Raw genomic sequence first — 23,085 nt, forward strand, 5'->3', positions numbered from 1 at the left:
CCTAGATGCCGTCCGGCGCCATTGCCGGGCTGGTGCTTTGCGCGGCCGGCGCTGTCTTCCCGGCGACCTGTTCACGATAGAGCGTGTAGAGGCCGGAGCTGACGATGATGATCGCGCCGACGATCATGGCAATGTCGGGAATGTCGCCAAAGATGAGATAGCCAAGCACGATCGCCCAGAGCAGGGCCGTATAGCGGAACGGTGCGATGAAGGAGATGTCGCCGGTGCGCATCGACATGATGACGAACTGGTAGCCGACCAGGACGAGCACGGCTGCAAGGCCGAGCAGAGCGATGTATTCATATTCCATCGGCGTCCAGCCGCCGAGCGGGGTTATGAGCACTGCGCCGCACAGCATGATCACCGTGGCGGTGACTGCGGAAACCAGAAGCGACGGGACGTGCGGCGGCAGGCGTCTGGTCGCCAGGTCGCGCAGTGCGCAGAAGGCGACCGATATCAGTGCCGACAATGCGAAGATGTTGAAACCCTCGAAGCCGGGCCGAACGATGACCATGACGCCGGTGAAGCCGGCGACGATCGCCAGCCAGCGGCGCCAGCCGACGCCTTCGCCCAGAAACAGCGCCGCGCCCATCGTCACTGCGAGCGGCAGGGCCTGAAGCACGGCAGAGACATTGGCGATGGGCAGGTGCTGGAGTGCGATCAGGAAGAAGATCGTGCCGCCGAGTTCGCCCAGCACGCGAAGGCCGATCATCGGGTGGAATATCAGCCGCGGCATCTTCAGCGCGCCCTGATGCCAGGCAAGCAGGGTGATCAACGTCGTCGCGAACAATCCGCGCACGAGGATCACCTGGCCGAAATTCATGTGCATCGACGCCAGCTTGATCAACGCGTCGTTGCAGGTGAACCCGGCCATCGACACCACCATGAACATGGCGCCGCGAAGGTTGGGAGAAAGTGCCAAGGCGTTTCCGATTCTTTATTGTTAGGCAAAGGATGTAACATCCGGTGCCGAAACAGCAATGCCAAAGCACTGGGCCACCGGAGAGGGTGCCTGTCCTGCTACTGCGAAAAATCGGCAGGCATAATTTTGCCGGCTAACGATGCTGCGCGGCCGCGCATGATCGAGAACGATGATGTATAACCGGCCGGATATGATAAATTCGCAGCGCCGGAAGGGGCCAGGAATTCGAGGTACAAGATCCCATGAATCCATCGGAACAGATCGACCAGCTCATCGCAAAACTAACGGACTGGCGCGGCAAGACGCTCGCCGGCCTGCGCAGGAGCATCCTTGAGGCCGATAAAGAGATCGTCGAGGAATGGAAGTGGATGGGAAGCCCGGTATGGTCCCGCGACGGCATCATCGCTGTCGTCAACGCCCACAAGGACAAGGTGAAGCTCACCTTTTCCCACGGCGCGAGCCTCGCCGATCCTGACAAGCTCTTCAATGCGGGCTTCGGCGGCAAGGTGTGGCGGGCGATCGATGTTTTCGAAGGGGATACGATCGACGAGCGCGCCCTGAAAAACCTGATCCGCGCCGCGATCGAGTTCAATCAGGCCAGGAAGAAGACGAAGAAAGCGCCGGCGGCTGCCCGATCGAAAGGCCCGTCCAGCAAGGAGACATGAAGCTCCTGCGGGTCTAGGCGGCTTCGATCAGAAGGTCGGCCAGTTCCTGCGGCTTGTCGATGCCGACATCGTGGCCGCAGGCGATCTGCCTGACGGCCCAGCTCGGATCCTTCCCTAGCGCATCGGCAGTCTGGCCGAACGGGCTGTCCCAGCCGGTCGCCTGGATGTAGGTCTTCTTCGGCACGCGCTGATAGGCGCCGGTCACGCGGAGCTTTTCCTTCAGCGACGCCGTCGGGTGCGGCGTTGCCTTGGCGTCGACCCAGGCGCGGTCGTTCTCGTCGAGGTAATCGCCCTTCGAGGTCGGCGGAGCGGGGATGGTTTCGCCGACCAGTTCCCAGCCTTCGGCGAAATCGGCGAAGGACTGGCCGTCTGCGGGTATGAACGCGTCGAGATAGACGATCGAGGCGATGCGCTCACCGATCCTTTCGGCCACCCCGGTTATGACGATGCCGGAATAGGAATGCCCGACCAGCACGATGCGATCGAGGTCCTTCCACAGCACCTCGTTGACGACGTCGTTGACATGAGTGGTGAGGTTTATGTCCGCTCCCGCCAGATGCGACCGCTCGCCAAGCCCGCTCAGCGTCGGCGCAAAGACACGGTGGCCCTTGGCCGTCAGCGCATCGGCAACCCGCATCATCGACCAGCTGCCCGCCCATGCGCCATGCACGAGCACAAAGGTAGCGCGCCCGTTCTTCTTTGAGTCGGTCATTTCATCCTCCCAAGTATTTGAATTCGCTGGCTTACGAGCCCTGCCGGCCCAGCGGTGCAAGGTCGAGATAGTGCAGGACCGGCACCAATGGCTCCAGGCCGCGCGCATAGGTCGAATAGCTGTGCAGGATCCGGCCTTCGTCGCGGAGGAAGACGCTGAGGCCCGGCAGTTCGGTGCCCCACTGGTCCCAGGCGCCTTTCGCGGCTTCGAACTCGGCCTTGCCGCGGTAGTTGATCTCGATGGGCGCGATCTTTTCGTCCAGCGTGACGTGGAAATCGTAGTTGAAGTCGCTGCCGAAGGACGAATACCACGGCACCGTCCAGCCCATCTTCTGCCTGTAGCCGGCCAGCTTGCCGAAAGGTGCGCGCGAGACCATTGCCAGCGTGGTTTCGCGTTTATGCAGTTCGGACAGATCCGGCAGGCTGTTGGCGAAGCTGGTGCAGCCGTGGCAGCCATTCTCCCATTTCGGGTCGAACATGAAGTGGTAGATAAGGAGCTGGCGACGCCCCTCGAACAGGTCGGCAAGGCTCGCTCTGCCGTTCGGCCCGTCGAAGACATAGTCCTTCTCGACCAGTTCCATCGGCAGGGCCCGGCGTTCGGCGTTCAGAGCGTCGCGCGCCCTCGACATTTCCTTCTCGCGGGCGAGCAGCCGCTTGCGCGCTGCCACCCATTCGCCGTGCGGGACGATTTTCTGCGCTTCCATGTCTGTCTCCTTTCGAATTCAGTTCAGGTTCCGCGTCGGAAAGAATTTGAAATAGGGCTCGGCTTCCTTCAGCACGCGGGCGAAGGACGGGCGGTTCAGCAGCCGGTCGAAATAGGCGGCCATGTGCTTGTGCGTGGCGGCAAATGGCTCGACCTTCTCGGCATAGAACAGCGCTGGTGCTGCCGCGCAGTCGGCCATGGTGAAGGCGTCGCCCATCGCCCATGTCCGCGTGGCCATGTCACGCTCGATCATGCCGTAGGCGGTTCGAAGCGTCTCGCGTGCCTGTTCGACGCCGAAGCCATCGTGCTGGCCTGCCGGGCGAATGCGGTCGACGACGATCTTCTGCATCGGTTCCTGCACGTAGAGATCATAAAAGCGATCGGAAAGGCGGGTGCGCCAGGCTTCTTCGGGGTCGGCCGGTATGAAGCGGATTTTTCCAGGGTAATACTTGTCCAGATATTCGATGATGATGGTCGATTCCGGCACGATGCGGTCGCGGGCGGCGTCGCGCAGCACCGGCATCTTGCCGACCGGCCACAATTCCTTGAAATCAGCGCTGGAGCTTTCGTCGCCAAGATCGACCAGCACCGTTTCGAACGGCGTGTCGTTTTCATAAAGCGCGATCAGCGGCTTGTGGCAGAAGGAGGCGAGGGGATGGAAATGATAGGTGAGAGACATGGACTGATCGCTTTCTCGCGCCGTTCGCCAGCCCGCACGCCAAGCTGACTAATTAGTGATTGTATTTTGAAACCAGTTGCACGATAATAGTACTGATATGGAATTGCAACCGGTTTTTCGGAGAATTTTTTGATGGACGCTGCTCATCGCTCGGGCTGCCCGATAAACCTCTCGCTCGAAGTGTTCGGCGACAAATGGAGCCTGCTGATCCTTCGCGACATGATCTTCGGCGGCAAACGCCACTTTCGCGAGCTTTTGCGGTCGGAAGAGGGCATTTCGTCCAACATCCTCGCCGACCGCATGAAGATGCTGCTGGAAGAGGGCATGCTCACCAAGACGGACGACCCGAGCCACAAGCAGAAGGCGATCTACAGCCTGACCGAGATGGCGATCGAACTGGTGCCGATCATGGCCCATCTCGGCGCCTGGGGCCGCAAATGGCTTCCGGTCAGCGAGGAGCTCAGCATCCGCGCCCGGCTGCTGGAGGAGGGCGGGCTGCCGATGTGGGAGAAATTCATGGCCGAGCTGCGCGTCGAGCAGCTTGGCGCGCCGAGCACCACTTCCGGCCCGACGGTGCGCGAGACGCTGCAGGCGGCCTATCTTGAGGTGGTCGCGCGGCAGCAGGCGGAGCGGGCCACAGCGAACTGAGGCAACTGCCGTCCGGCGGCGCGAGGCACGGCGATTAATCTGGCTTGTTCATGGCTTGAGACTCGATCAGAACCGATCCAGTCTGAGATTCCGCACCGGGTTTATGATTGCGGACTTTGCTGTGGGGGCTGATGAAAGCGCGAGCGAAAAAACCAAAGCTGCACACCGGAGGCTGCCTTTGCGGCGCCGTTCGCTTCGAGGCGACCGGCCCGGCTGAAAAGCCGCACACCTGCTCGTGCCGCATGTGCCAGCGCCACACCGGCGCATTGACGGCGCCCTGGGTCGAGTTCCCAAGCGACCGGGTGGCGTGGACCGGACCCGCCGGCAAGCCGTCCGTCTATCGCTCGTCGGACTATTCCAGCCGCGCTTTCTGCCCCACCTGCGGCAGCTCGCTCGGCGCGATCGACGACAACCCCGTCGTTGCCCTGCTGCTCGGAGCCTTCGACAAGCCGGCGGCAAAGGAACTGATGCCCACCTATCATACCAACCGAGGCGGACGGCCGAAATGGTGGCATGTGGAGGCGGGGGCGGAGTAGGGGAAGGTGGACGATGGGGCTGCGGTAAGAGAGCAGACGCCCTTGCTCCGCAAAGCTTTGGCTTTACACTCGGCGATATGGGCAGACGGGGGTATGTCTACATTCTCGCTTCACAGAAGAACGGGACGCTCTACGTCGGCGTCACGTCAGACCTTGCCGGCCGTTTGCTGCAGCACCAGACCGGAACCGGTTCGAAATTCGTCGCCCGATATGGCGTCATGCGCCTTGTCTGGTTCGACGAATACGATCTGGTCGTCGATGCCGTCGCCCGCGAGAAGGTGATCAAGAAGTGGCCACGTCAGTGGAAGATCAACCTCATCGAGGAGCGCAATCCACATTGGCACGACATTCGTGGCATTTGCTTTGACGGGAGGCATTTCGTTGCGCTTGTTCTGCACCGCCGGCTCGCGTTGCCGTTCAGGCATGGATTCCCGACACTCTCCACTCGCTAACGCTCGCTCACGAGGTCGAGAATGACGAATTGCATTTTAGATTCGTCGCCAATCTCGGACGCTGGCGACTTGCACGAGAGTTCTGCAAAGCAACCCTTCTCTCCAACGCAAGTGATTTGAGCCGAGCATTCCTTGACATCCGTCATTCTCGACCTCGTGAGCGAGCGAAGCTAAGGGCGAAGAGCCCGGGAATCCATGCCGGAACGTCGATGAAGCCGCTGCGGTGCAGAACTGCCGGAACCGGAAAAGTGGGGAAAGATTTTAGGAGCATTTCCACTCAACCCATTGTTTTCATTCACACCGCACATTTTCTCACATCCGATTTATCCCCCTCTTTCCAGCCTCGCTCATACTCGTCCCCGCAAATCCGCTTCCAACGGGATCCCTGGTGCGCACCGGGTATCAGGGGGAAGCGTCGGCGTCCGGGCTGGTGGTGCTGCGGTAGCACTGCTGGGTGATGAACCCCTAAGCCCGGGTCCTTGGCGGCGGCTGGCCACGCGAATGTGGAGGCGACTGAGCGGGACAAGAGCGCTGGCGGGGCGCATAGGCTGCGCCACGAATTACACTTAGGAAGGCAAGGCCTTTGCGCCCCGCATTCCCAGTTCTTTGACAATGGCCAGATGCGAAAGCAGGCGTGGCGATGAATAGGTGCGTCCTTCGAGGCTCGCTACGCTCGCACCTCAGGATGAGGGAGGATGTGCCCGCAGAAGTCCTTTTCATGAAGGGTAGGTGCGTTTCAGGATCAGGGAGAATTGCGCTAACCTCCCTCATCCTGAGGTGCGAGCGAAGCGAGCCTCGAAGGACGCACCGGAATGCACCGGGGACAGGGCGTGGCGATGATGAAGCGCGCCTCTCCTTCTCCCCTTGTGGGAGAAGGTGGCCGATCCGAAGGGGAGGTCGGATGAGGGGTGTTGGAAGAAATGCGACGAGGGGACGGGTAGCTATGCCTGCCACACCTTCGGAACAGAAATCACTCCGTCCAGCACCCTCATCCGTCTTGGCGCTACGCGCTAATCCACCTTCTCCCACAAGGGGAAGGAAGAGGAGCCGACCTTCACCCGCCGGTAACGCTCATATGGCGCGAGACGGCGGGGCGGCTGGTGCGGCGGTCGATGATGAAGTCGTGGCCCTTGGGCTTGCGGCCGATGGCTTCGTCGATGGCGCTGGAGAGAAGTTCGTTGCCTTCGGAGGCGCGCAGCGGTGCGCGCAGGTCGGCGGCGTCTTCCTGGCCGAGACACATATAGAGCGTGCCGGTGCAGGTCAGCCGCACGCGGTTGCAGCTTTCGCAGAAATTATGCGTCATCGGCGTGATGAAGCCGAGCCGGCCGCCGGTCTCGGCAACCTCGACATAGCGCGCCGGGCCGCCGGTCTTGTAGGGAATGTCGGTCAGCGTGAACTGGCGCTCGAGATCGGCGCGCAGCAGCGACAGCGGCAGATACTGGTCGGTGCGGTCAAGATCGATCTCGCCCATCGGCATGGTCTCGATGACGGTCAGGTCCATGCCGCGGCCATGCGCCCAGCGCAGCATCTCGGGCAGCTCGATATCGTTGAAGCCCTTCAGCGCCACCGCGTTGAGCTTGATCTTGAGCCCGGCAGCCTGCGCGGCGTCGATGCCGGCCATCACCTTGTCGAGATGGCCCCAGCGGGTGACGGCATGGAATTTCTGCGCGTCGAGCGTGTCGAGCGAAACATTGATGCGCTTGACGCCGCAATCGGCGAGCTCCCCGGCGAAGCGGGCAAGCTGCGAGCCGTTGGTGGTCAGCGTCAGCTCTTCCAGAGCACCGCTCTTGAGGTGGCGCGACAGCTCGCGCACCAGATGCATGATGTTCTTGCGCACCAGCGGTTCGCCGCCGGTCAGCCGCAATCTGCGCACGCCTTTCTCGATGAAGACGGTGCACAGCCGGTCGAGCTCTTCCAGCGAGAGCAGATCCTTCTTGGGCAAAAAGGTCATGTCTTCCGCCATGCAATAGGTGCAGCGGAAGTCGCAGCGGTCGGTGACCGACACGCGCAGATAGCTGATCGTGCGACCGAATGGATCGATCATGTTCATGCGAAGGCGCTTCCTCATGCCGTCAGCGTGACGGCTCTTGCCCCTGAATGTCGTGTATTCGTACCCGTCATTCAAGATAGGTGATATCGGTCTTTGGTAACATCTCCGTAGCCGACGCTGCAATGTCGGCTTTGTGGCACAGCTTTTTCACCTTTTCGGTGAACCCGAAGGCGCGTAGGGAAGGGGCCGAAACAAGGGCAGGACGATGACGGCGCCAACTGAACTGAGAGTATCGAAGGATCGCCGCACGCTGACGGTGACGTTTCCCAACCACCATCCGTTCGAGCTGTCGGCCGAACTGCTGCGCGTCGCTTCGCCCTCGGCGGAAGTGCAGGGGCATTCGCCGGAACAGCGCGTCACGGTGCCGGGCAAACGCAACGTGGCAATCTCCAGGATCGAGCCGGTCGGCAATTATGCGGTGCGCATCATCTTCGACGACACGCACGACACCGGCATCTTCACCTGGAACTATCTGCATACGTTGGGCCACGAGAAGGACGAGCGCTGGAACGCCTATCTCGCCGAGCTTCAGCAAAAGGGCATGAGCCGGGGATAGCGTCTTAAAAGCGTCATCGAGTTAGCATACGGCGCGAGCAGGAAACGGAGGTTTGGGAATGTCGAAAATCACCACCGTCGAACAGCTCGAAGCGCTCTACGGCCTGCCCGGCGAGACCTCGCTGGTCAAGGAACTCGACCACATCATTCCCGAATATGCGGCCTTCATCGAAGCGTCGCCCTTCGCAGCCCTTGCTACTACCGGCCCGGAAGGTCTCGACTGCTCGCCGCGCGGCGATCTCGCCGGCTTCGTGCGCATCCACGACGAACGGACGCTGATGATGCCCGACCGGCGCGGAAACAACCGCGCCGATTCGCTGAAGAACATCATCCGCGACGACAAGGTGGCGCTGCTGTTTCTCGTCCCGGGCTCCGGCACGACCTTGCGGGTCAACGGCCGCGCCTACATCACCACGGATGCCGAGCTATGCGCGTCCTTCACGGTCGAAGGCAAGCCGGCGCGCTCGGTTACTGTGATCAAGGTCGAGGCCGTCTATTTCCAGTGCGCGCGGGCCATCGTCCGGTCCGAATTGTGGAACCCGGAAAAGCACGTCGATCCGAAGTCGCTGCCGACGCCGGGCCAGATACTTGCGGTGACAAGCCGGAAAAACATCGACGGCGAGAAGTACGATCGCGAATGGCCGGAGCGCGCAAAAGCCAGCATGTGGTAGGAGGCGCGACCGCCTTCAGGTGTTTTTCATCACCTCGGAAATGCGTGTCATCATAGCGCCCATGCGGTCGCATTCGGACGGGGAGGTCTGGGCCATCACCGTCTCGATCAGGCCGTTATAGATGTGCAGGGCTTCCATCAGGAGTTCCTCGCCATTGCCCGTGAGGGTCAGCCGCATGATTCGCTTGTCCTTGGCGTCGTTTTCGCGGGTAAGCAGGCCGCGCTTTTCCAGCTGGGGCAGAAGCATGGTAATATTCGACCGTCCGACCAGCAATTTGCGGGCGAGATCATGCTGGGACATGCCTGGATGCCGGTAGAGGTTCATCAGCATGTCGAGCTGCGCGAGTTTCAGGTCGAGCGGCTGCAGCGCCTTGCTCAAGGCTGCCACGACGGCCTTTTCGGCGCGCACCAAAGCGATCCAGTTGCGGAACCGCGGATTGTCCCAGGGGAGGTCTTGCTTATTGTTCATGTTTGAACTATTATGTTCACAGTTGAACCGTTGGTCGGATCGTCAATATGGCATCAATTGGTTTGAAGGTCATCCGGGGTGTCTTCGGTGCTGCCGAACATATAGCACCGCGATTGGGCGGACGCGCTGCGTTTGAGCTCTTCTGCCGAACACCTGACCCGAAAAAGCTGAGTGCAGGCGAGCGGCGCGCGGTCGAAGCGGCCAGGGGCTTCATGGCTGAGGCGCGGCATCACCGGCTGAAAGTCGGCTCAGGATGCGTGAGCGTTCACGAGTTTCGCCCCGAGGGCCATCCCGCAACCGCAACCGTGCTCGTCATCCATGGCTGGCGCTCGCGCACCGAATATATGCGCGCCCTCATCGACGGTTATCGCAAAGCGGGCTTTCGCGTGATGTCGCTCGATCTGCCGGGGCACGGCGGGTCGACGGGCCGCAGGCTCAACATGGCCATGGCCGTCGAAGCGACCGCAGCGGCGGCGCAATGGTTCGGCCCGTTTGCAGCGGTTGTCGGCCACTCTTTCGGCGGCGCGGTCGCAGCTTGTGCGGCCTCCGGCATGATCAAGGGCACAGCGCCTCTGCCGACGGAACGTCTCGTGATGATCGCAGCGCCAAACGCGCTGACGGACGTGCTCAATGGATTTCGCAGACATACGAATGTCGGGGAAAAATCGGCCCGCGCGCTCGACAAGCAGATCAAGCGAATCTCCGGTCATCCGATGGCCGAGTTCGTAGCGTCCCGATATATCGCGCAGATGCAGATCCCGACGCTTGTCATCCACGCGCCCAACGATGCGGAGGTGCCGGCTTCAGACGCAAAGACGCTTGCGGCTGCCGGCGACCATGTCAGGCTTTTGTGGGCCGAAAACCTCGGGCATCGCCGCATATTATCCGACCAGAATGTCGTGTCGGAAGCGGTGGGTTTCGTGGAACAGCCACGCGAGCAAGCCGTCGTCCATTAGCAGTCACCGCTACAGCATCGCGACCGATCCGTTTTCCGGCGTCGCTCACGCCCTTGTGAAGCGGCGAGGCAACAACGTTGGCGAAATTTATCTTCCCTTAACGAAATCGGTATGAATCGATATAGTCGCGTCCTACATCGGTAGTGAACGAGCCGATCGTTCTCGGCGCGGCGAGAAACGGGAAACCGTCCGAGATACCGGGCGGAGACGGATGATCGATGAATTTCTCTCTGAAAAGAACCGTAGCGCTGCCGATAACGGTTCTTGCCGCCTCGCTGGCTTTCGGCGCACCTGCAGACGCTCAAGGGTTATTCGATGCCTTGTTCGGAGGCGGGCGCGTCCAGCGGATGCAGAGGGAAGAATTTCCACCGCCGCCGCACGCCGAGAGGCGGGTGCCCAAACCCAAGCGTACGGCAACAGGAACTCCTGCTGCGGTGGCCAAGATCACCGGGCCGACCTATTACACCTACAAAGCCGATCCGCTCGTTCGCGTGGACCTCGGCGCGCTGTCGAAGATTACGCAGCCGGTGTCATTCGAGCCATCGCTGGGTGGAACCTCCTTTCGGGAGGGACTTGCCGGTCTGGACGGGTTTGACCTCTCGGCTGAAAAGGATGTCGCCAAAGCCCTTACCGACTATTACGCGGCTAATTCCGATTACATCTGGGTAAGCGGCGCGACCGCGAACGCGCGGGCGCAGGATGCGGTTCGCGTTCTCGGCGAGGCGCCTACCCATGGACTGGACGCGGCCGACTACGCCGTCACGGTGCCCGCCACCGGCTATTCGCTCGACGACATGGCTGCGCGCCAGCGCGAATTGATGCGCTTTGAGATGACGCTCTCGGCACGCGTGCTGCGCTATGTTCGCGATGCGCAGAATGGCCGCGTCGATCCGAACAGGATTTCCGGATACCACGATTTTCCAGCCAAGCCGCTGGACATGGTCAACGTTCTGAAGACCCTGGCTCATACCAGCGAAGTGCGCCCCTATATGGAATCCTGGCATCCGCAGAACGCGGAATACCAGGCTTTGCGCGTCGAACTTGAGTCGTTGGAAGCCAGTTCGGAAAACGACATCGTCGTCGATCCGAAGCTGTTCTTGCGGCCGGGCCAAAGCAGCCCGGAACTGCCGAAGCTGCTGCAGCTTATCGCACGCGATTATCCCGACGACATCGGCCAATATTCCGAGGTGCTGGGTCGGCTCGGCGCGAGCGAGGCCTATGTCGACGAGTTGGTGCCCGTCATCAAGATGGCTCAGGAAAAAGTCGGTCTGAAGCCGGACGGCGTGATCGGGCCGCGCACCGTGGGCGAGCTCGCCGGAACGTCTAAGGCGGACCGCATCGACAAGGTGCTTTTCGCGCTGGAACAGATGCGCTGGCTGCCCTCCGATCTCGGCAGTCCCCGCGTTTTCATCAACCAGCCGGCATTCACGGCAAGCTATATCGACGGCGATACGGAAAAGCTGAAGATGCGCGTCGTCATCGGTCGGCCGACCAATCAGACAAGCTTCTTCTACGATGAAATCGAGCAGGTGGATTACAATCCCTATTGGGGCGTTCCCCAGTCGATCATAGTCAACGAGATGCTGCCAAGACTGCGCCGCGATCCCGGTTATCTCGACCGTTCCGGCTATGAGGTGACCGATTCGAAGGGACGAAAAATTCCATCGTCTTCGATCAACTGGGGGCAGTATGGCGCAAAGATTCCCTACAGCGTGCGGCAGACACCCAGCGAAGCCAACGCTCTCGGCGAACTGAAAATCCTGTTTCCCAACAAGCATGCGATCTACATGCACGACACGCCGCAGAAGAGCCTGTTCGACCGCGATTCGCGCGCATTCAGCCATGGCTGCGTCAGGTTGAAGGATCCGCGCGGCATGGCAGCGGCGGTGCTGGACACGACGGTCGACCACATCGCGCAGAAGCTGAAGCAAGGCCATTCGTCGGAGCGCGTCACGCGAAAAATTCCGGTCTATGTCGCTTACTTCACCGCCTGGCCGGAGATGAACGGCAAGGTCGAGTATTTCGGCGACGTCTATGACCGCGATGCGCATCTGAAGATGGCTCTGGAAAAGGCCGAGGCCGTGCGTACGCCGCCAAGCATCCGGCAAGTCTCCCAGGCCGACAGCGAGTTCTAAGACTTCAGGCACCCCAAACGGGTGGTGAAACAGTACGCAAAATAAGCATACTGCCTTGCGTCTGGGGCGGGTTTTATTGCGTTGGGTATGTTCGAAATTGTCGTGCTGCTAGCCGTCATTGTTCCGACGGCCGGCTATTTTTTATATGCGCATCTGGTCGTGCATCTGGTTTGCCGCGACAACGATGGTGCTGCCCGCTGGATCATGCGGCTCTTTGCAAGCAACTACCTGTTGCTTGCCGCGGTTCTTTGGATGCTTTGGCCGACGATGCGCTGAAGCCAACTACAAATAGGAAAATTCGGATAGGGATATGGTGGGCGATGCAGGGATTGAACCTGCGACCCCACCCGTGTGAAGGGTGTGCTCTCCCGCTGAGCTAATCGCCCGCTCGTTGCCCGAAGGCCAAGCGAGCCGCGATATAAGGGACGGGAATGACCGAAGTCAAGGCACCGATCAGTTTGCCGCCGCGATAAGTTTGTCGGCCAGCGCCACCGTCAGTTCGTCGAAGTGCGAGATGATTTTCGATGGCTCGAATTCGCGCGCATGCCGGTCGGTATAGCCGAAATCGACCGCGACGACCGGAATGCCGGCTGCCTTGGCCGTGTCGATGTCGGTTTGCGAATCGCCGACCATCACCGCGCGATCACGATCGCCTCCGGCCATTGCGATGGTTTCGGTCAGATGCCGGGGGTCCGGCTTGCGGAATGCGAATGTGTCCTGGCCGCAGATGGCGGCGAAGTACCGGGTCATGTCGAGTGCTTCGAGCAGCTTGCGCGAAAAACCTTCGGTCTTGTTGGTACAGACCGCCATCAGGAAGCCGGCATCGGCGAAACGATCGAGCGCATCCAGCACGCCCGGGTAGGGCAGGGACTTGCCGGGGATGTTTTCACCGTAGTGGTCGATGAAGAGCGCAAACAGCCGGTCATGTTCTGCAACCGGCAGAGGCGTCCTGCTGGCAGCGAAGGCGCGTTCGATCATCACACGGCCGCCATGGCCGACGAAGCTGCGGAAGCCTGTCGCGTCGGTATGCGGCACGCCGCCGGCGCCGAGGCTGTGATTAAGGCTCTCGAGCAGATCCGGCGCCGTGTCGACCAATGTTCCGTCGAGGTCGAATACGATGATTGGGCTGCTCATGAGATGTCCTGCTGCTTAATGAATAAGTCGGTCGCGCATAGCCTGAGCGACCTTGCGGCGCAAGCAAAGTCGATTGGGCCTGAAGGCCAGAAAACCTTTGCCGAAACAGCCAAAGATGCTAGGAGCGCGACCGAACGAGGACGTGGCGACATTCCCATGGATGCAAGAGCATTGAAGATCGAGGCGGCGCGGGCCGCGCTTGAACATGTCACGGACGGGATGCGGCTCGGCATCGGCACCGGCTCGACCGCCGAGGAATTCGTCCGGCTGCTTGCCGAAAAGGTTGCGGCAGGCATGAAGATCATCGGTGTTCCGACCTCTGAACGCACCGCCGCGCTGTGCCGCGAACTGGGTGTTCAATTGTCGACGCTTGACGAGACACCGGAGCTTGACCTGACGATTGACGGCGCCGACGAGGTCGATGCGCAGCTTACGCTGGTCAAGGGCGGCGGCGGCGCGCTCTTACGCGAGAAAATCGTGGCTGCAGCCTCGAAGAAAATGATCGTGATTGCCGATCAATCGAAGCTGGTCGACACGCTGGGCAAGTTTCCGCTGCCGATAGAGGTGAACAAATTCGGACTGAAGGCAACCGAGCTGGCAATCGCTGCCGTTGCCGAAAATCTTGGCCTTTCGGGCCCGCTGACATTGAGGATGACGAACGGCGCGCCTTTTGTTACAGACGGCGGACATTTTATCGTCGACGCATCTTTTGGCCGCATTCCCGATCCAAGAGCGCTATCAAATGGTCTTCACGCCGTTCCGGGGGTTGTCGAGCACGGTCTGTTCCTGGGCTTGGCGCAGGCGGCAGTCATCGCGGGTGCGGACGGCATCAGAACGGTCCGCGCGACCCAATAAAGAGGGAGTTTTATCCATTATGACGTTGGTCAATCGTGTTCGCCGCTTCTCCGCGGTTCTGGCGGCTTCGGCAATGGTCGCAATTGCGTCGCCGGCCTTTTCGCAGGAAATCTCGGACGCGCACCTGAAGGCAGCCCGCGAGGCGGTGGCGGCGATTCATGCCACCGACCTGTACGACAACATCCTGCCCCAGGCAGCGGGAGCGCTGAAGGCGCAGCTTATCCAGAAGAATCCGGACCTTCAGGAAGTCATCACCAAGACGGTTGACGAAACGACACTGAAGCTTGCTGGCCGCCGCTCCGACCTGGAGAAGGAAGCAGCGCTTGCCTATGCGCGGGTGTTCTCGGTCGAGGATCTCAACGGCATTGCCACTTTCTACAATTCGGCACCGGGCAAAAAGCTTCTTTCCGATGGCCCGATCGTGGCGCGCGAAGTCAGCAAGGCCGCCGATATCTGGCAGCGTGGCGTCGCTCGCGATCTCGCCGAGGAAACCGGCAAGGCGCTCGACAAGGCGCTCGAGGGCAAGTCCGCTCCGGCAATCACCGATCCGGCAACGCCGACGCCTGACGCGACAGCACCGGCGCCTGCGCCTGCTCCCGCCAACTGATCGAGCCTTTACAAAATTGCATAGTAGAAAAGCCCGGCCCTTGCCGGGCTTTTCTTTTGCGGCTTTGGCTCCTAACTGTCACTTGCCGCGCACGGAGACAGAATCATGACTGCATACGACTACGATCTTTTCGTCATTGGCGGAGGCTCCGGTGGGGTTCGTGCCGCGCGCGTCTCGGCTGCACTCGGCAAACGAGTGGCGATCGCCGAGGAATTCCGGTTCGGCGGCACCTGCGTCATCCGCGGCTGCGTTCCGAAGAAGCTCTACGTCTATGCCTCCCAGTTTCCCGAGCATTTCGAGGATGCCGCCGGTTATGGCTGGACCGTGCCTGAGGCGAGCTTCGACTGGCGCAAGCTTGTTGCCAACAAGGACAAAGAAATCTCGCGGCTGGAACAGATCTACCAGCGCAATGTCGAAGGGGCAGGCGGCGAGGTGTTCCACACGCGGGCGACCATCGTCGACCGGCATACGATAAGGCTGGAGAACGAAAACCGCACCGTCACCGCCGACCAGATTCTGGTTGCCACCGGCGGCAGGCCAAATCCGCACGTGGCACTGCCTGGTCATGAGCACTGCATCTTCTCCAACGAGGCTTTCGATCTTCCGGAACTGCCCAAGGCGATCGTGATTGCCGGTGGCGGTTATATCGCCGTCGAGTTCGCCAACATCTTTCATGGTCTCGGCGTCGAGACGACGCTGATCTATCGCGGCAAGGAGATACTGAACCGCTTCGACATGGATCTGCGGCATACGCTGCATGAGACAATGGAAAAGAAGGGCATTCGGATTCTATGCCACGAGATGTTCAGGGCCATCGACAAGCGTCCGGATGGCCGGCTGGATGCGCATCTGCAGGGCGGCGAGGTGCTGACGGTTGACCAGGTGATGCTTGCTATCGGCCGCATTCCCAACACCGAGAACCTTGGGTTGGAAAATGCCGGTGTCGAACTCGGCAAGATAGGCGAAATCATTGTCGACGGCTATTCGCGGACCAATGTCGACAACATCTGGGCGATCGGCGACGTCACCAATCGTGTCCAGTTGACGCCGGTGGCTATTCACGAGGCGATGTGTCTTGTCGAGACGGCGTTCAAGAACAATCCGACGCAACCCGATCATGACTGCATAGCGACGGCCGTTTTCTCGCAGCCGGAAATCGGCACGGTCGGTCTTTCCGAGGACGACGCGGCCAAGAAGTTTGCAAATCTGGAAATCTATCGCGCGACCTTCCGTCCGATGCGGCACACGCTTTCCGGGCGTCAGGAAAAGATGCTGATGAAGCTGGTGGTGGACGCCGACACGCGAAAGGTGATCGGCGCTCACATACTGGGCCCGGATGCCGGCGAGATGGCGCAGCTTCTCGGCATTACGCTGAAAGCAGGTGTCACGAAGGATGATTTCGACCGCACGATGGCGGTGCATCCGACGGCGGCCGAGGAACTGGTTACCATGTACAAGCCGACCTATCTGGTCAGGAATGGCGAGCGGGTCGAATAGGGCAGGCGGAACCGTTCGATTTCCGCGGAATTCCAGGGTAGAATAGCCAGCCGGCTTCCTGTATAGAGCGCCGTTCCCGAAAGCGGGAGATTTGCTGGGCAATTCCTGCCCTGAAGATTGTATTGGGTGCGACAATGACGAAATGGTCCCCGAGTTCCTGGAGAGACAAGCCGATTCAACAGGTTCCGGCCTTTCCGGATCAGGCTGCTCTTGCGGAAACCGAAGCTCGTCTTGCATCGTTTCCGCCGCTCGTTTTTGCAGGTGAGGCGCGCAAGCTGAAGAAGCAGCTTGCGCAGGTCGCCGCCGGAGACGCTTTCCTGTTGCAGGGCGGCGATTGCGCCGAGAGTTTCGCCGAACATGGCGCGGACAATATCCGCGACTTCTTCCGCGTCTTCCTGCAGATGTCTGTCGTGCTCACCTTCGCCGGCGCGCAGCCGGTGGTGAAGGTAGGCCGCGTTGCCGGCCAGTTCGCCAAGCCGCGCTCGTCCGACAACGAAACCAAGGACGGCGTGACGCTGCCGAGCTATCGCGGCGACATCATCAACGGCATCGAGTTCGACGAAAAGTCGCGCATTCCCGATCCGGCAAGGCAGGAGATGGCCTATCGCCAGTCGGCGGCGACGCTCAACCTGCTGCGCGCCTTCGCGCAGGGCGGCTATGCCAGCCTGGAGAATGTTCACCGCTGGATGCTGGGCTTCGTTTCCGACAGCCCGCAGGGTGAGAAATACGAATCTCTCGCCAATCGCATCACCGAGACGATGGACTTCATGAAGGCCGTCGGCATCACCTCCGAGACCAACTACGCGCTGCGCGAGACGGATTTCTATACCAGCCACGAGGCGCTGCTGCTCGGATACGAGGAGGCGCTGACCCGCGTCGATTCCACCTCGGGCGACTGGTACGCGACCTCAGGCCACATGATCTGGATCGGCGACCGTACTCGCCAGCCCGACCATGCCCATCTCGAATATTGCCGCGGCATCAAGAACCCGCTCGGCCTGAAGTGCGGTCCTTCGCTGACTGCTGATGGCCTGCTCGAGTTGATCGACACGCTGAACCCCGAAAACGAGCCGGGCCGCCTGACGCTGATCGCGCGCTTCGGCGCCGACAAGGTCGGCGAGCATCTGCCGAAGCTGGTGCGCGCGGTGAAGAAGGAAGGCCGCAACGTGGTCTGGTCATGCGATCCGATGCATGGCAACACGATCACGGCTGCCGGCTACAAGACGCGGCCCTTCGACCGTATCCTGCGCGAGGTGCAGAGCTTCTTCCAGGTTCATCGCGCCGAGGGCACCCATCCGGGCGGCATCCATATCGAGATGACCGGCAAGAACGTTACCGAATGCACCGGCGGCGCACGCGCCATTCGCGACGAGGAGTTGCAGGACCGCTACCACACTCATTGCGACCCGCGCCTCAACGCCGATCAGGCGATCGAACTGGCCTTCCTCGTGTCGGATTTGCTCAAGAAGGACGCCGGCACGACTGAGAAGAAAGTCGTGAACGGCTGATCTCAAGGTTTCGAAAATGAAAAAGGCGCTGGTTTCCAGCGCCTTTTTTGTTTCAGCTTGAAGATTCTGTTGCGCAACTCTCGACCTCAATCCTTTCGATAGAGCAGCCAGCTCTTGCTCGAACGCTCAGGAATCTCGGAGAACTTTGTAACGCGGTTGCGGCCGTTGAGTTTGGAGCGGTAAAGGGCGCGGTCGGTCTTGGCGTAGAGGTCTTCAGCGCTTTCGGCTTCAGAGGCCATGCAGACGCCCATCGACACGGTGATCGGCCCGTAATTGACGTTCGTCTGGCCGCCGCTGGAGAAGGAGGTGTGCTCGATCAGCAGCCTGATGCGCTCGGCGATGTCGAATGTCGACTGTTCGCTGGCGCCTTCGACGATCAGCGCAAACTCCTCACCGCCGGTTCTGGCGACGAACATGTCTTCGCGGATGCTGGTGCGGAAGATGCTGGCGATGATCTGGAGAATCTTGTCGCCAACGGGATGGCCGTAACGATCGTTGATTTCCTTGAAGCGGTCTATGTCGGCAAGGATCAGGGCGTTGAACAGGATGCCTCGGCTACTGTTGTAGACCTTGGCGATTTCCTTGTCGAAAGCGCGGCGGTTCCAGATCAGCGTCAGCGGGTCGGTATCTGCAAGCTTCTTGTATTCTTCGAGCTTGGATTTGACGCTTTCGAGCTCAGCCGATTTTTCGCTGAGCGTATTCGCTACCTGCTTTCCGTGGTCGATCGTCGAATTCGTGGCCGTCGACATGACGCCGGCGATCTTCTGCAGCAATTCCCTGGAAATCGCGGTGCGGCTGTTCAGTCCGTCTGCAGTCTGATCGAGAATCTGGCCGTATCGCTCGATGTGGTTGCGCTCGCTGCGAATGATGCCGGCGATATCTTCCAATTCCTTGGCGATCACTTCACGGGCATTTTCGACAATGCTCTGGGTGTGGTTCTGCGCAAAATATTTGCGGCCGATCTGGTCGAGTTGATCCTGGGGTGGCCGATTGCCCAAGGCGATGACCTCGAGGCTGAGCTTCGGGTTCGAACCCGACAGGGCCTCGTAGAAAATCTCGTAGTTGCGCGGCAAGGCCACGACGCCCATCTGGCGCATGGTCATGACCGTGTTGATGGCGAGGTCGTTGATTTCCTCACCTGTGGCGACCGCAGGCTGCATTGTTGCTCCACTTCACCATTGGAACCGAAGCCGGCCCCGTTTCCAATGTCAGACAGCCTGACGACCAAACGAACGATCGGGGATGAGAGTTTGCGCCGGCGTATACAACCGTACCGGCCCATGAGGACGCCCCCCTGCGACCTCTGCTTGCATTCATGCTATATGCTATCGAGCTAAAGTTTCCTTAATTGACCGATAGAACAGGCGCAAGTTGACGGGCATCGATTTGGGGAAAGATTGTTTCACAATCGCACACCCACGAGGTTGACCGTGGATTTTCTGGATCGATGTCGCAATTGCCAAAGTAAGTTGAATATACTTATGGCGATATGAGCGGCATCAACGAAATCTGCTACCTTTTAGCATTGCGGGTACGAGATGAACGATAAACGAACTGGTTCTTGTAGCTGCGGCGCTGTCCATTTCACGACATCGGGACCATTGCGCGGCGTGATCTATTGCCACTGCAAGCAGTGCCGAAAGCAAAGCGGTCATTTCTTCGCAGCAACCAACGTGCCCGATGACAGAATCATGATCGAAGGGGCAAGCAACGTCACATGGTATCGCGGCTCGGATAGTGCCAGGCGTGGCTTTTGCAGCATTTGCGGTTCGGTCCTCTTTTGGAAGCATGACGATCTCGATACGATTTCGGTCATGGCCGGCGCCTTCGATACGCCCAGCGGGCTGGAAGCCGACAGCCATATCTTCGTCGCCGACAAGGGCGACTATTACGACATCGATGACGGCCTGCCGCAATTTGCGAAATCGACGCCTGCTATCAAAGTGGCGGGAAACTGAACGGGAAAATTCAAAACGTTCTCGATTGTTGAACGGTTCGTCGACGGCTCGCGGTCTGCCCAGCCCGTTTCAACGGGCGTATATGATGGTCAAGGAGAAAGCCCATGACCACCATGCCCACACTGTTCATTTCCCACGGCGGCCCCAATATCGTCATCAGCGACACGCCGGCGCGGCATTACCTGGAGACGATTTCTGACCGTATCCCCGCGCCCAAGGCGATCGTGATCGTTTCCGCGCATTTCGAAACGCATGGCGTAACCGTGGTGACCGATCCGAGGCCCGAAATGATCTATGATTTCGGTGGCTTTGCTCCAGAGCTTTACAAGATGATTTACGCGGCTCCCGGTGCGCCGGAGCTTGCCGAAAGGGTGCTGACGCTTCTCGAACAGGCAGGGCTCGATCCTGCAAGGCTCGGAAAGCGCGGCTATGATCACGGAACCTGGACGCCTCTGAAACTGGCCTTCCCGCAGGCCAATATACCGATCGTGCAGGTTTCGATCGATCCGAACCGGGATGCTGCCTGGCATTACGCGGTCGGGCAGGCCCTTTCGCCCTTGCGCGAAGACGGCGTATTGCTGATCGGCTCCGGCCATATCACGCACAACCTTCGCGCGTTCTTCTCGGTCATGCGTCAGGGTGCAGCGCCCGATCCGTCACTCGCGGCCAAGGTGAATGCCTTTACGGAGTGGTTCGAGGAGAGGCTGGCTGCAAACGATAAAGCGTCGATCCTCGACTGGAAGAACAAGGCGCCGTTTCCCGCCGAGAACCATCCGACCGACGAGCACCTGATGCCCATCTTCTTCGCCTATGGTGCCGCGGGCGACAAGGTGAGGGCGGAGCGGGTTCACGATTCGGTCGACCACGGCTTTTTCGCCAACGATTCCTATCTGTTCCACTAGGTTCTGGTGCGCTACATGATCCCCTTCCGGCGATTCGGCGGGGGATTTGTGCAATGGAACGGCTGATAAACGCTTTCCACAATTCGGTCAGAGCCTTTAGCCGGCTCATCCGCTCCGAGAAGGCATTTCAGCAGGAGGTTATCCTACTGGCGATCGCCATCCCTGTCGGTTGGCTCGTGGCTTCGAGCTGGCGCGGCTATGCCTTGCTGATAGGGGCGCTGCTGCTCCTGATAATGGTCGAGGTGCTGAATACCGGCATCGAGGCTGCCTGCGATGCCGTTTCGCGTGAATTCAACATCGACATCCAGCTTGCCAAGGACTGCGGCTCGCTGGCCGTGCTGATCTCGGTGATCATCGCGGCAGGCGTCTGGGGCATTGCCATCATCGAGAGGTTCACCGGCCTACCGCTTTAGCCGCGACTTCCTATATGCGCGGGGCACAAGGATACCCGCATCATGAGCGAAATTCTCACCGAGCTTGAACGCCGCCCCGGCCTGCCGGAGGACTTGCGTTGGCTCGCCGCGAAGTACCCGCGCGAGGCCTGGCAGGCGCACGTCAATATTGGCGGCATGGCCAATATGTGGCTGCAGCGCCATGACATGTTTCGCGAACTGGGCGGTGTCCTTACCAACGTGATTGCGGACTATCGTGAGGGAAAACTGACCGCGCCTCAATTCGCGCAATTTTTCGCGCCGCGCCTTAACTTCTTCTTGGGTCAGCTCGACGGACATCACAGGATCGAGGATGACCACTATTTCCCCGTCTTCGCCAATGCTGAAAAGCGCTTGAAACGCGGCTTCGACATTCTCGATGCCGATCATCATACGATCCATGAAGGTCTTGAGCGAAACGCGGAAACCGCCAATGCCTTTTTGCGGGCGTTGCAGGATACCGACGACAAGCAACGCTTCGCGGCAGACGCCTATGCCGATGAAAACACGCAGCTCGTGGCGATGCTCACCCGGCATCTGGCCGATGAGGAAGATTTGATCATTCCGTTGATACTGGATCGCGGTGACCGAGGGCTGGGTATCGGCTGAACGCTGGTTGCTCAACCCGCTTTGTCACTAGCGGCGAGCCGCGCTTCCAGCCGCTGCATCATTTCCGTCAATTCGCTTAGCTTGTCCCGCATAGCCATCATCTCCTGATGCCGCAGTTCATCGAGTTTCTCGTGCAAGGCCATGATCTCGATTTCAGCCTTCAGATTGACTTCGTAGTCGTGCGTGGCGTCGATGCGATCGCGTTCGGTTTGCCGGTTCTGCGACATCATGATGACCGGCGCCTGTATGGCAGCCAGCATGGAGAGGACCAGATTGAGGAAAATGAAAGGATAGGGATCGAAGGCGTCGGTCCGGAGAAGGTAGACGTTTGCCACTGTCCAGACCACGAGGAAGAGCAGGAAGGATAATATGAAGGTCCAAGAGCCGCCGACGCGCGCGATGGAATCGGCGAGACGTTCGCCGAAAGATTGGCGGTCCTTGTAAGCCTTGGCCGTGTTCTTCGCTATCGCTTTTCGGTCGATAGCGCTTTGAAGCACGCGATGTTCGAGGTCGGTCAAAGCGTCCGGCTTACGGGTCAGCCAGCGGCCCGCCAGGTCGGCCACGGTCTTGTGCATCATCTTCTCCATGTGCTTGTCGTCAGGACTGTCAGTGGTCGCATCGAGCGGGATGGACGGATGCTTCGATGCAATTGAAAATGCTACGATGTGCCAAGTTGCAGGGAGGCCGCAATGCTCGACTTCGATAAAATCCGTGCTCGCGCGGCAAAGCGCAAGGGTGGCGAGGCGGTTCTTGCCGCCCTGCTGGGCTCAGCGCCCGACAATGCGGCTTTGGCGAAAATTCCCGACCGCCGCATTCTATCGACCATGGCCGAGCGTGTCTTTGCCGCCGGCTTCGTATGGCGGGTGATCGAGCAGAAATGGCCGGGCTTCGAGGAGGCTTTTCTAGGCTTCGAGCCCAAGCGGCTGCTCTTCCAGCCCGACGATTTCTGGCATGACCTCACCGCTGACAAGCGCATCGTGCGCAATCCGCAGAAGATCAAATCGGTGCGCGACAATGCTGCTTTCGTCGAGCGCATGTCGAAGGAACATGGCAGTTTCGGCAAATTCCTCAGCCAATGGCCAGCGGATGACCAGATCGGCCTGACCGCCTATCTCGCCAAGCATGGCAGCAGGCTAGGCGGCAATACCGGGCAGTATTTCCTGCGCTGGCTGGATTGGGATAGCTTTATCATCTCCCAGGACATGGGCGCGGCCTTGCGCGACGCAGGTCTCGATATCAGCGAAAACCCGACATCGAAACGCGATCTGTCCCGGATACAGATTCAGATCAACAACTGGGTGCAGGAGACCGGGCTGCCGCGCAAGCACATCTCGCGTATCCTGGCGATGTCGATCGGCGAGAACCATGCGCCCGAGACGATCCGCGAATATACTGGCGAATAGTGGCCTGAAGGCATGCAGGCATCCTGCAGG

At 60.0% G+C, this 23,085-nt stretch carries 27 protein-coding genes and 1 tRNA gene; 18 read left to right on the forward strand and 10 right to left on the reverse strand.

Annotated features, from left to right (window positions below; genetic code table 11):
- Nucleotide 1: 1 nt before the first annotated feature.
- Nucleotides 2–922 carry a DMT family transporter gene (locus DZG07_RS12155; protein ID WP_091912620.1) on the reverse strand — a complete coding sequence of 307 codons (921 nt, stop codon included), beginning with the start codon at nt 920–922 and terminating at the stop codon, nt 2–4.
- Between the two features lie 242 nt (nt 923–1,164).
- Between DZG07_RS12155 and DZG07_RS12160 the strand changes: the two genes are divergently transcribed.
- Nucleotides 1,165–1,587 carry a DUF1801 domain-containing protein gene (locus DZG07_RS12160; protein WP_119817384.1) on the forward strand — a complete coding sequence of 141 codons (423 nt, stop codon included), beginning with the start codon at nt 1,165–1,167 and terminating at the stop codon, nt 1,585–1,587.
- A 13-nt stretch (nt 1,588–1,600) separates the two neighbouring features.
- On the opposite strand, the gene DZG07_RS12165 is transcribed toward DZG07_RS12160, so the two are convergent.
- From DZG07_RS12165 to DZG07_RS12175, 3 genes are read right to left on the reverse strand one after another with little or no spacing between them, the layout of a single operon-like run.
- Nucleotides 1,601–2,299 carry an alpha/beta hydrolase gene (locus DZG07_RS12165; protein WP_119817387.1) on the reverse strand — a complete coding sequence of 233 codons (699 nt, stop codon included), beginning with the start codon at nt 2,297–2,299 and terminating at the stop codon, nt 1,601–1,603.
- Nucleotides 2,300–2,330: 31 nt separating this feature from the next.
- A complete protein-coding gene (locus DZG07_RS12170) occupies nt 2,331–3,002 on the reverse strand; it encodes a DUF899 domain-containing protein (protein ID WP_119817390.1) in 672 nt (223 codons plus the stop codon).
- A gap of 18 nt (nt 3,003–3,020) precedes the next feature.
- Nucleotides 3,021–3,680: a glutathione S-transferase family protein gene (locus DZG07_RS12175; protein ID WP_119817393.1), complete on the reverse strand. Its 660-nt coding sequence runs from the start codon at nt 3,678–3,680 to the stop codon at nt 3,021–3,023.
- Between the two features lie 132 nt (nt 3,681–3,812).
- Here DZG07_RS12175 and DZG07_RS12180 point away from each other — a divergent pair, with 132 nt between their 5' ends.
- The 3 genes from DZG07_RS12180 (at nt 3,813) to DZG07_RS12190 (ending at nt 5,316) form a co-directional block, all read left to right on the forward strand.
- On the forward strand, nt 3,813–4,328 hold the full coding sequence (locus tag DZG07_RS12180) for a helix-turn-helix domain-containing protein (RefSeq protein WP_119817396.1): 516 nt from the start codon (nt 3,813–3,815) through the stop codon (nt 4,326–4,328).
- Between the two features lie 131 nt (nt 4,329–4,459).
- Nucleotides 4,460–4,864 carry a GFA family protein gene (locus tag DZG07_RS12185; RefSeq protein WP_119817399.1) on the forward strand — a complete coding sequence of 135 codons (405 nt, stop codon included), beginning with the start codon at nt 4,460–4,462 and terminating at the stop codon, nt 4,862–4,864.
- Nucleotides 4,865–4,941: 77 nt separating this feature from the next.
- Nucleotides 4,942–5,316 carry a GIY-YIG nuclease family protein gene (locus DZG07_RS12190; RefSeq protein WP_119817402.1) on the forward strand — a complete coding sequence of 125 codons (375 nt, stop codon included), beginning with the start codon at nt 4,942–4,944 and terminating at the stop codon, nt 5,314–5,316.
- A 1,054-nt stretch (nt 5,317–6,370) separates the two neighbouring features.
- Here the strand turns inward: DZG07_RS12190 and moaA are convergent.
- Nucleotides 6,371–7,366 (reverse strand): GTP 3',8-cyclase MoaA, encoded by a 996-nt coding sequence (moaA, locus tag DZG07_RS12195; RefSeq protein ID WP_119821665.1) that lies wholly within the window; start codon nt 7,364–7,366, stop codon nt 6,371–6,373.
- Nucleotides 7,367–7,571: 205 nt separating this feature from the next.
- On the opposite strand from moaA, the gene DZG07_RS12200 reads away from it, so the two are divergent.
- On the forward strand, nt 7,572–7,922 hold the full coding sequence (locus tag DZG07_RS12200; protein ID WP_119817405.1) for a DUF971 domain-containing protein: 351 nt from the start codon (nt 7,572–7,574) through the stop codon (nt 7,920–7,922).
- A gap of 58 nt (nt 7,923–7,980) precedes the next feature.
- Nucleotides 7,981–8,592 carry a pyridoxamine 5'-phosphate oxidase family protein gene (locus DZG07_RS12205; RefSeq protein WP_091912636.1) on the forward strand — a complete coding sequence of 204 codons (612 nt, stop codon included), beginning with the start codon at nt 7,981–7,983 and terminating at the stop codon, nt 8,590–8,592.
- A 15-nt stretch (nt 8,593–8,607) separates the two neighbouring features.
- On the opposite strand, the gene DZG07_RS12210 is transcribed toward DZG07_RS12205, so the two are convergent.
- Nucleotides 8,608–9,060: a MarR family transcriptional regulator gene (locus tag DZG07_RS12210; protein ID WP_119817408.1), complete on the reverse strand. Its 453-nt coding sequence runs from the start codon at nt 9,058–9,060 to the stop codon at nt 8,608–8,610.
- Nucleotides 9,061–9,107: 47 nt separating this feature from the next.
- On the opposite strand from DZG07_RS12210, the gene DZG07_RS12215 reads away from it, so the two are divergent.
- From DZG07_RS12215 to DZG07_RS12225, 3 genes are all read left to right on the forward strand, one after another.
- Complete coding sequence (locus DZG07_RS12215) at nt 9,108–10,016, forward strand: alpha/beta fold hydrolase (protein ID WP_091912640.1); 909 nt, start codon at nt 9,108–9,110, stop codon at nt 10,014–10,016.
- Nucleotides 10,017–10,234: 218 nt separating this feature from the next.
- Complete coding sequence (locus DZG07_RS12220; protein WP_119817411.1) at nt 10,235–12,151, forward strand: murein L,D-transpeptidase; 1,917 nt, start codon at nt 10,235–10,237, stop codon at nt 12,149–12,151.
- An 87-nt stretch (nt 12,152–12,238) separates the two neighbouring features.
- On the forward strand, nt 12,239–12,427 hold the full coding sequence (locus tag DZG07_RS12225) for a hypothetical protein (RefSeq protein ID WP_091912644.1): 189 nt from the start codon (nt 12,239–12,241) through the stop codon (nt 12,425–12,427).
- A gap of 35 nt (nt 12,428–12,462) precedes the next feature.
- Here the strand turns inward: DZG07_RS12225 and DZG07_RS12230 are convergent.
- Both DZG07_RS12230 and DZG07_RS12235 read right to left on the reverse strand, forming a co-directional pair.
- Nucleotides 12,463–12,537 (reverse strand) — tRNA-Val (locus DZG07_RS12230).
- Between the two features lie 67 nt (nt 12,538–12,604).
- A complete protein-coding gene (locus DZG07_RS12235) occupies nt 12,605–13,285 on the reverse strand; it encodes a phosphoglycolate phosphatase (RefSeq protein WP_119817414.1) in 681 nt (226 codons plus the stop codon).
- A 156-nt stretch (nt 13,286–13,441) separates the two neighbouring features.
- Between DZG07_RS12235 and rpiA the strand changes: the two genes are divergently transcribed.
- From rpiA to DZG07_RS12255, 4 genes are all read left to right on the forward strand, one after another.
- The gene (rpiA, locus tag DZG07_RS12240) at nt 13,442–14,140 is read left to right on the forward strand and encodes a ribose-5-phosphate isomerase RpiA (protein ID WP_119817417.1); all 699 of its coding nucleotides are present in this window, start codon (nt 13,442–13,444) and stop codon (nt 14,138–14,140) included.
- Nucleotides 14,141–14,159: 19 nt separating this feature from the next.
- On the forward strand, nt 14,160–14,747 hold the full coding sequence (locus tag DZG07_RS12245) for a DUF2059 domain-containing protein (RefSeq protein WP_091912650.1): 588 nt from the start codon (nt 14,160–14,162) through the stop codon (nt 14,745–14,747).
- Nucleotides 14,748–14,852: 105 nt separating this feature from the next.
- Nucleotides 14,853–16,244, forward strand: a complete 1,392-nt coding sequence (gor, locus tag DZG07_RS12250; protein ID WP_091912652.1) for a glutathione-disulfide reductase — start codon at nt 14,853–14,855, stop codon at nt 16,242–16,244.
- 134 nt (nt 16,245–16,378) lie between these two features.
- The gene (locus tag DZG07_RS12255; protein ID WP_119817420.1) at nt 16,379–17,752 is read left to right on the forward strand and encodes a 3-deoxy-7-phosphoheptulonate synthase class II; all 1,374 of its coding nucleotides are present in this window, start codon (nt 16,379–16,381) and stop codon (nt 17,750–17,752) included.
- A gap of 86 nt (nt 17,753–17,838) precedes the next feature.
- Here the strand turns inward: DZG07_RS12255 and DZG07_RS12260 are convergent, their stop codons facing one another.
- On the reverse strand, nt 17,839–18,912 hold the full coding sequence (locus tag DZG07_RS12260) for a GGDEF domain-containing protein (protein ID WP_119817423.1): 1,074 nt from the start codon (nt 18,910–18,912) through the stop codon (nt 17,839–17,841).
- A 378-nt stretch (nt 18,913–19,290) separates the two neighbouring features.
- Between DZG07_RS12260 and DZG07_RS12265 the strand changes: the two genes are divergently transcribed.
- From DZG07_RS12265 to DZG07_RS12280, 4 genes are all read left to right on the forward strand, one after another.
- Complete coding sequence (locus DZG07_RS12265) at nt 19,291–19,710, forward strand: GFA family protein (protein ID WP_119817426.1); 420 nt, start codon at nt 19,291–19,293, stop codon at nt 19,708–19,710.
- A gap of 104 nt (nt 19,711–19,814) precedes the next feature.
- Nucleotides 19,815–20,612 carry a class III extradiol ring-cleavage dioxygenase gene (locus DZG07_RS12270; protein WP_119817429.1) on the forward strand — a complete coding sequence of 266 codons (798 nt, stop codon included), beginning with the start codon at nt 19,815–19,817 and terminating at the stop codon, nt 20,610–20,612.
- A gap of 53 nt (nt 20,613–20,665) precedes the next feature.
- Nucleotides 20,666–21,025, forward strand: a complete 360-nt coding sequence (locus DZG07_RS12275) for a diacylglycerol kinase (RefSeq protein ID WP_091912661.1) — start codon at nt 20,666–20,668, stop codon at nt 21,023–21,025.
- 42 nt (nt 21,026–21,067) lie between these two features.
- Nucleotides 21,068–21,652, forward strand: a complete 585-nt coding sequence (locus DZG07_RS12280) for a hemerythrin domain-containing protein (RefSeq protein ID WP_119817431.1) — start codon at nt 21,068–21,070, stop codon at nt 21,650–21,652.
- An 11-nt stretch (nt 21,653–21,663) separates the two neighbouring features.
- Here DZG07_RS12280 and DZG07_RS12285 read toward each other — a convergent pair whose 3' ends face one another.
- On the reverse strand, nt 21,664–22,227 hold the full coding sequence (locus tag DZG07_RS12285; RefSeq protein ID WP_119821667.1) for a DUF1003 domain-containing protein: 564 nt from the start codon (nt 22,225–22,227) through the stop codon (nt 21,664–21,666).
- Between the two features lie 114 nt (nt 22,228–22,341).
- Here DZG07_RS12285 and DZG07_RS12290 point away from each other — a divergent pair, with 114 nt between their 5' ends.
- A complete protein-coding gene (locus DZG07_RS12290) occupies nt 22,342–23,055 on the forward strand; it encodes a DNA-3-methyladenine glycosylase I (protein ID WP_119817434.1) in 714 nt (237 codons plus the stop codon).
- Nucleotides 23,056–23,085 lie beyond the last annotated feature (30 nt).

This window comes from Mesorhizobium sp. DCY119, assembly GCF_003590645.1.
In the GTDB taxonomy this organism is placed as follows: Bacteria; Pseudomonadota; Alphaproteobacteria; order Rhizobiales; family Rhizobiaceae; genus Mesorhizobium_M.

What these genes read in the sequence shown, in the direction of transcription:
- DZG07_RS12160 (WP_119817384.1), top strand. Translation starts at nt 1,165, where the DNA reads ATGAATCCATCGGAACAGATCGACCAGCTCATCGCAAAACTAACGGAC.
- DZG07_RS12165 (WP_119817387.1), bottom strand. Translation starts at nt 2,299, where the DNA reads ATGACCGACTCAAAGAAGAACGGGCGCGCTACCTTTGTGCTCGTGCAT.
- DZG07_RS12170 (WP_119817390.1), bottom strand. Translation starts at nt 3,002, where the DNA reads ATGGAAGCGCAGAAAATCGTCCCGCACGGCGAATGGGTGGCAGCGCGC.
- DZG07_RS12175 (WP_119817393.1), bottom strand. Translation starts at nt 3,680, where the DNA reads ATGTCTCTCACCTATCATTTCCATCCCCTCGCCTCCTTCTGCCACAAG.
- DZG07_RS12180 (WP_119817396.1), top strand. Translation starts at nt 3,813, where the DNA reads ATGGACGCTGCTCATCGCTCGGGCTGCCCGATAAACCTCTCGCTCGAA.
- DZG07_RS12185 (WP_119817399.1), top strand. Translation starts at nt 4,460, where the DNA reads ATGAAAGCGCGAGCGAAAAAACCAAAGCTGCACACCGGAGGCTGCCTT.
- DZG07_RS12190 (WP_119817402.1), top strand. Translation starts at nt 4,942, where the DNA reads ATGGGCAGACGGGGGTATGTCTACATTCTCGCTTCACAGAAGAACGGG.
- moaA (WP_119821665.1), bottom strand. Translation starts at nt 7,366, where the DNA reads ATGAACATGATCGATCCATTCGGTCGCACGATCAGCTATCTGCGCGTG.
- DZG07_RS12200 (WP_119817405.1), top strand. Translation starts at nt 7,572, where the DNA reads ATGACGGCGCCAACTGAACTGAGAGTATCGAAGGATCGCCGCACGCTG.
- DZG07_RS12205 (WP_091912636.1), top strand. Translation starts at nt 7,981, where the DNA reads ATGTCGAAAATCACCACCGTCGAACAGCTCGAAGCGCTCTACGGCCTG.
- DZG07_RS12210 (WP_119817408.1), bottom strand. Translation starts at nt 9,060, where the DNA reads ATGAACAATAAGCAAGACCTCCCCTGGGACAATCCGCGGTTCCGCAAC.
- DZG07_RS12215 (WP_091912640.1), top strand. Translation starts at nt 9,108, where the DNA reads ATGGCATCAATTGGTTTGAAGGTCATCCGGGGTGTCTTCGGTGCTGCC.
- DZG07_RS12220 (WP_119817411.1), top strand. Translation starts at nt 10,235, where the DNA reads ATGAATTTCTCTCTGAAAAGAACCGTAGCGCTGCCGATAACGGTTCTT.
- DZG07_RS12225 (WP_091912644.1), top strand. Translation starts at nt 12,239, where the DNA reads ATGTTCGAAATTGTCGTGCTGCTAGCCGTCATTGTTCCGACGGCCGGC.
- DZG07_RS12235 (WP_119817414.1), bottom strand. Translation starts at nt 13,285, where the DNA reads ATGAGCAGCCCAATCATCGTATTCGACCTCGACGGAACATTGGTCGAC.
- rpiA (WP_119817417.1), top strand. Translation starts at nt 13,442, where the DNA reads ATGGATGCAAGAGCATTGAAGATCGAGGCGGCGCGGGCCGCGCTTGAA.
- DZG07_RS12245 (WP_091912650.1), top strand. Translation starts at nt 14,160, where the DNA reads ATGACGTTGGTCAATCGTGTTCGCCGCTTCTCCGCGGTTCTGGCGGCT.
- gor (WP_091912652.1), top strand. Translation starts at nt 14,853, where the DNA reads ATGACTGCATACGACTACGATCTTTTCGTCATTGGCGGAGGCTCCGGT.
- DZG07_RS12255 (WP_119817420.1), top strand. Translation starts at nt 16,379, where the DNA reads ATGACGAAATGGTCCCCGAGTTCCTGGAGAGACAAGCCGATTCAACAG.
- DZG07_RS12260 (WP_119817423.1), bottom strand. Translation starts at nt 18,912, where the DNA reads ATGCAGCCTGCGGTCGCCACAGGTGAGGAAATCAACGACCTCGCCATC.
- DZG07_RS12265 (WP_119817426.1), top strand. Translation starts at nt 19,291, where the DNA reads ATGAACGATAAACGAACTGGTTCTTGTAGCTGCGGCGCTGTCCATTTC.
- DZG07_RS12270 (WP_119817429.1), top strand. Translation starts at nt 19,815, where the DNA reads ATGACCACCATGCCCACACTGTTCATTTCCCACGGCGGCCCCAATATC.
- DZG07_RS12275 (WP_091912661.1), top strand. Translation starts at nt 20,666, where the DNA reads ATGGAACGGCTGATAAACGCTTTCCACAATTCGGTCAGAGCCTTTAGC.
- DZG07_RS12280 (WP_119817431.1), top strand. Translation starts at nt 21,068, where the DNA reads ATGAGCGAAATTCTCACCGAGCTTGAACGCCGCCCCGGCCTGCCGGAG.
- DZG07_RS12285 (WP_119821667.1), bottom strand. Translation starts at nt 22,227, where the DNA reads ATGCACAAGACCGTGGCCGACCTGGCGGGCCGCTGGCTGACCCGTAAG.
- DZG07_RS12290 (WP_119817434.1), top strand. Translation starts at nt 22,342, where the DNA reads ATGCTCGACTTCGATAAAATCCGTGCTCGCGCGGCAAAGCGCAAGGGT.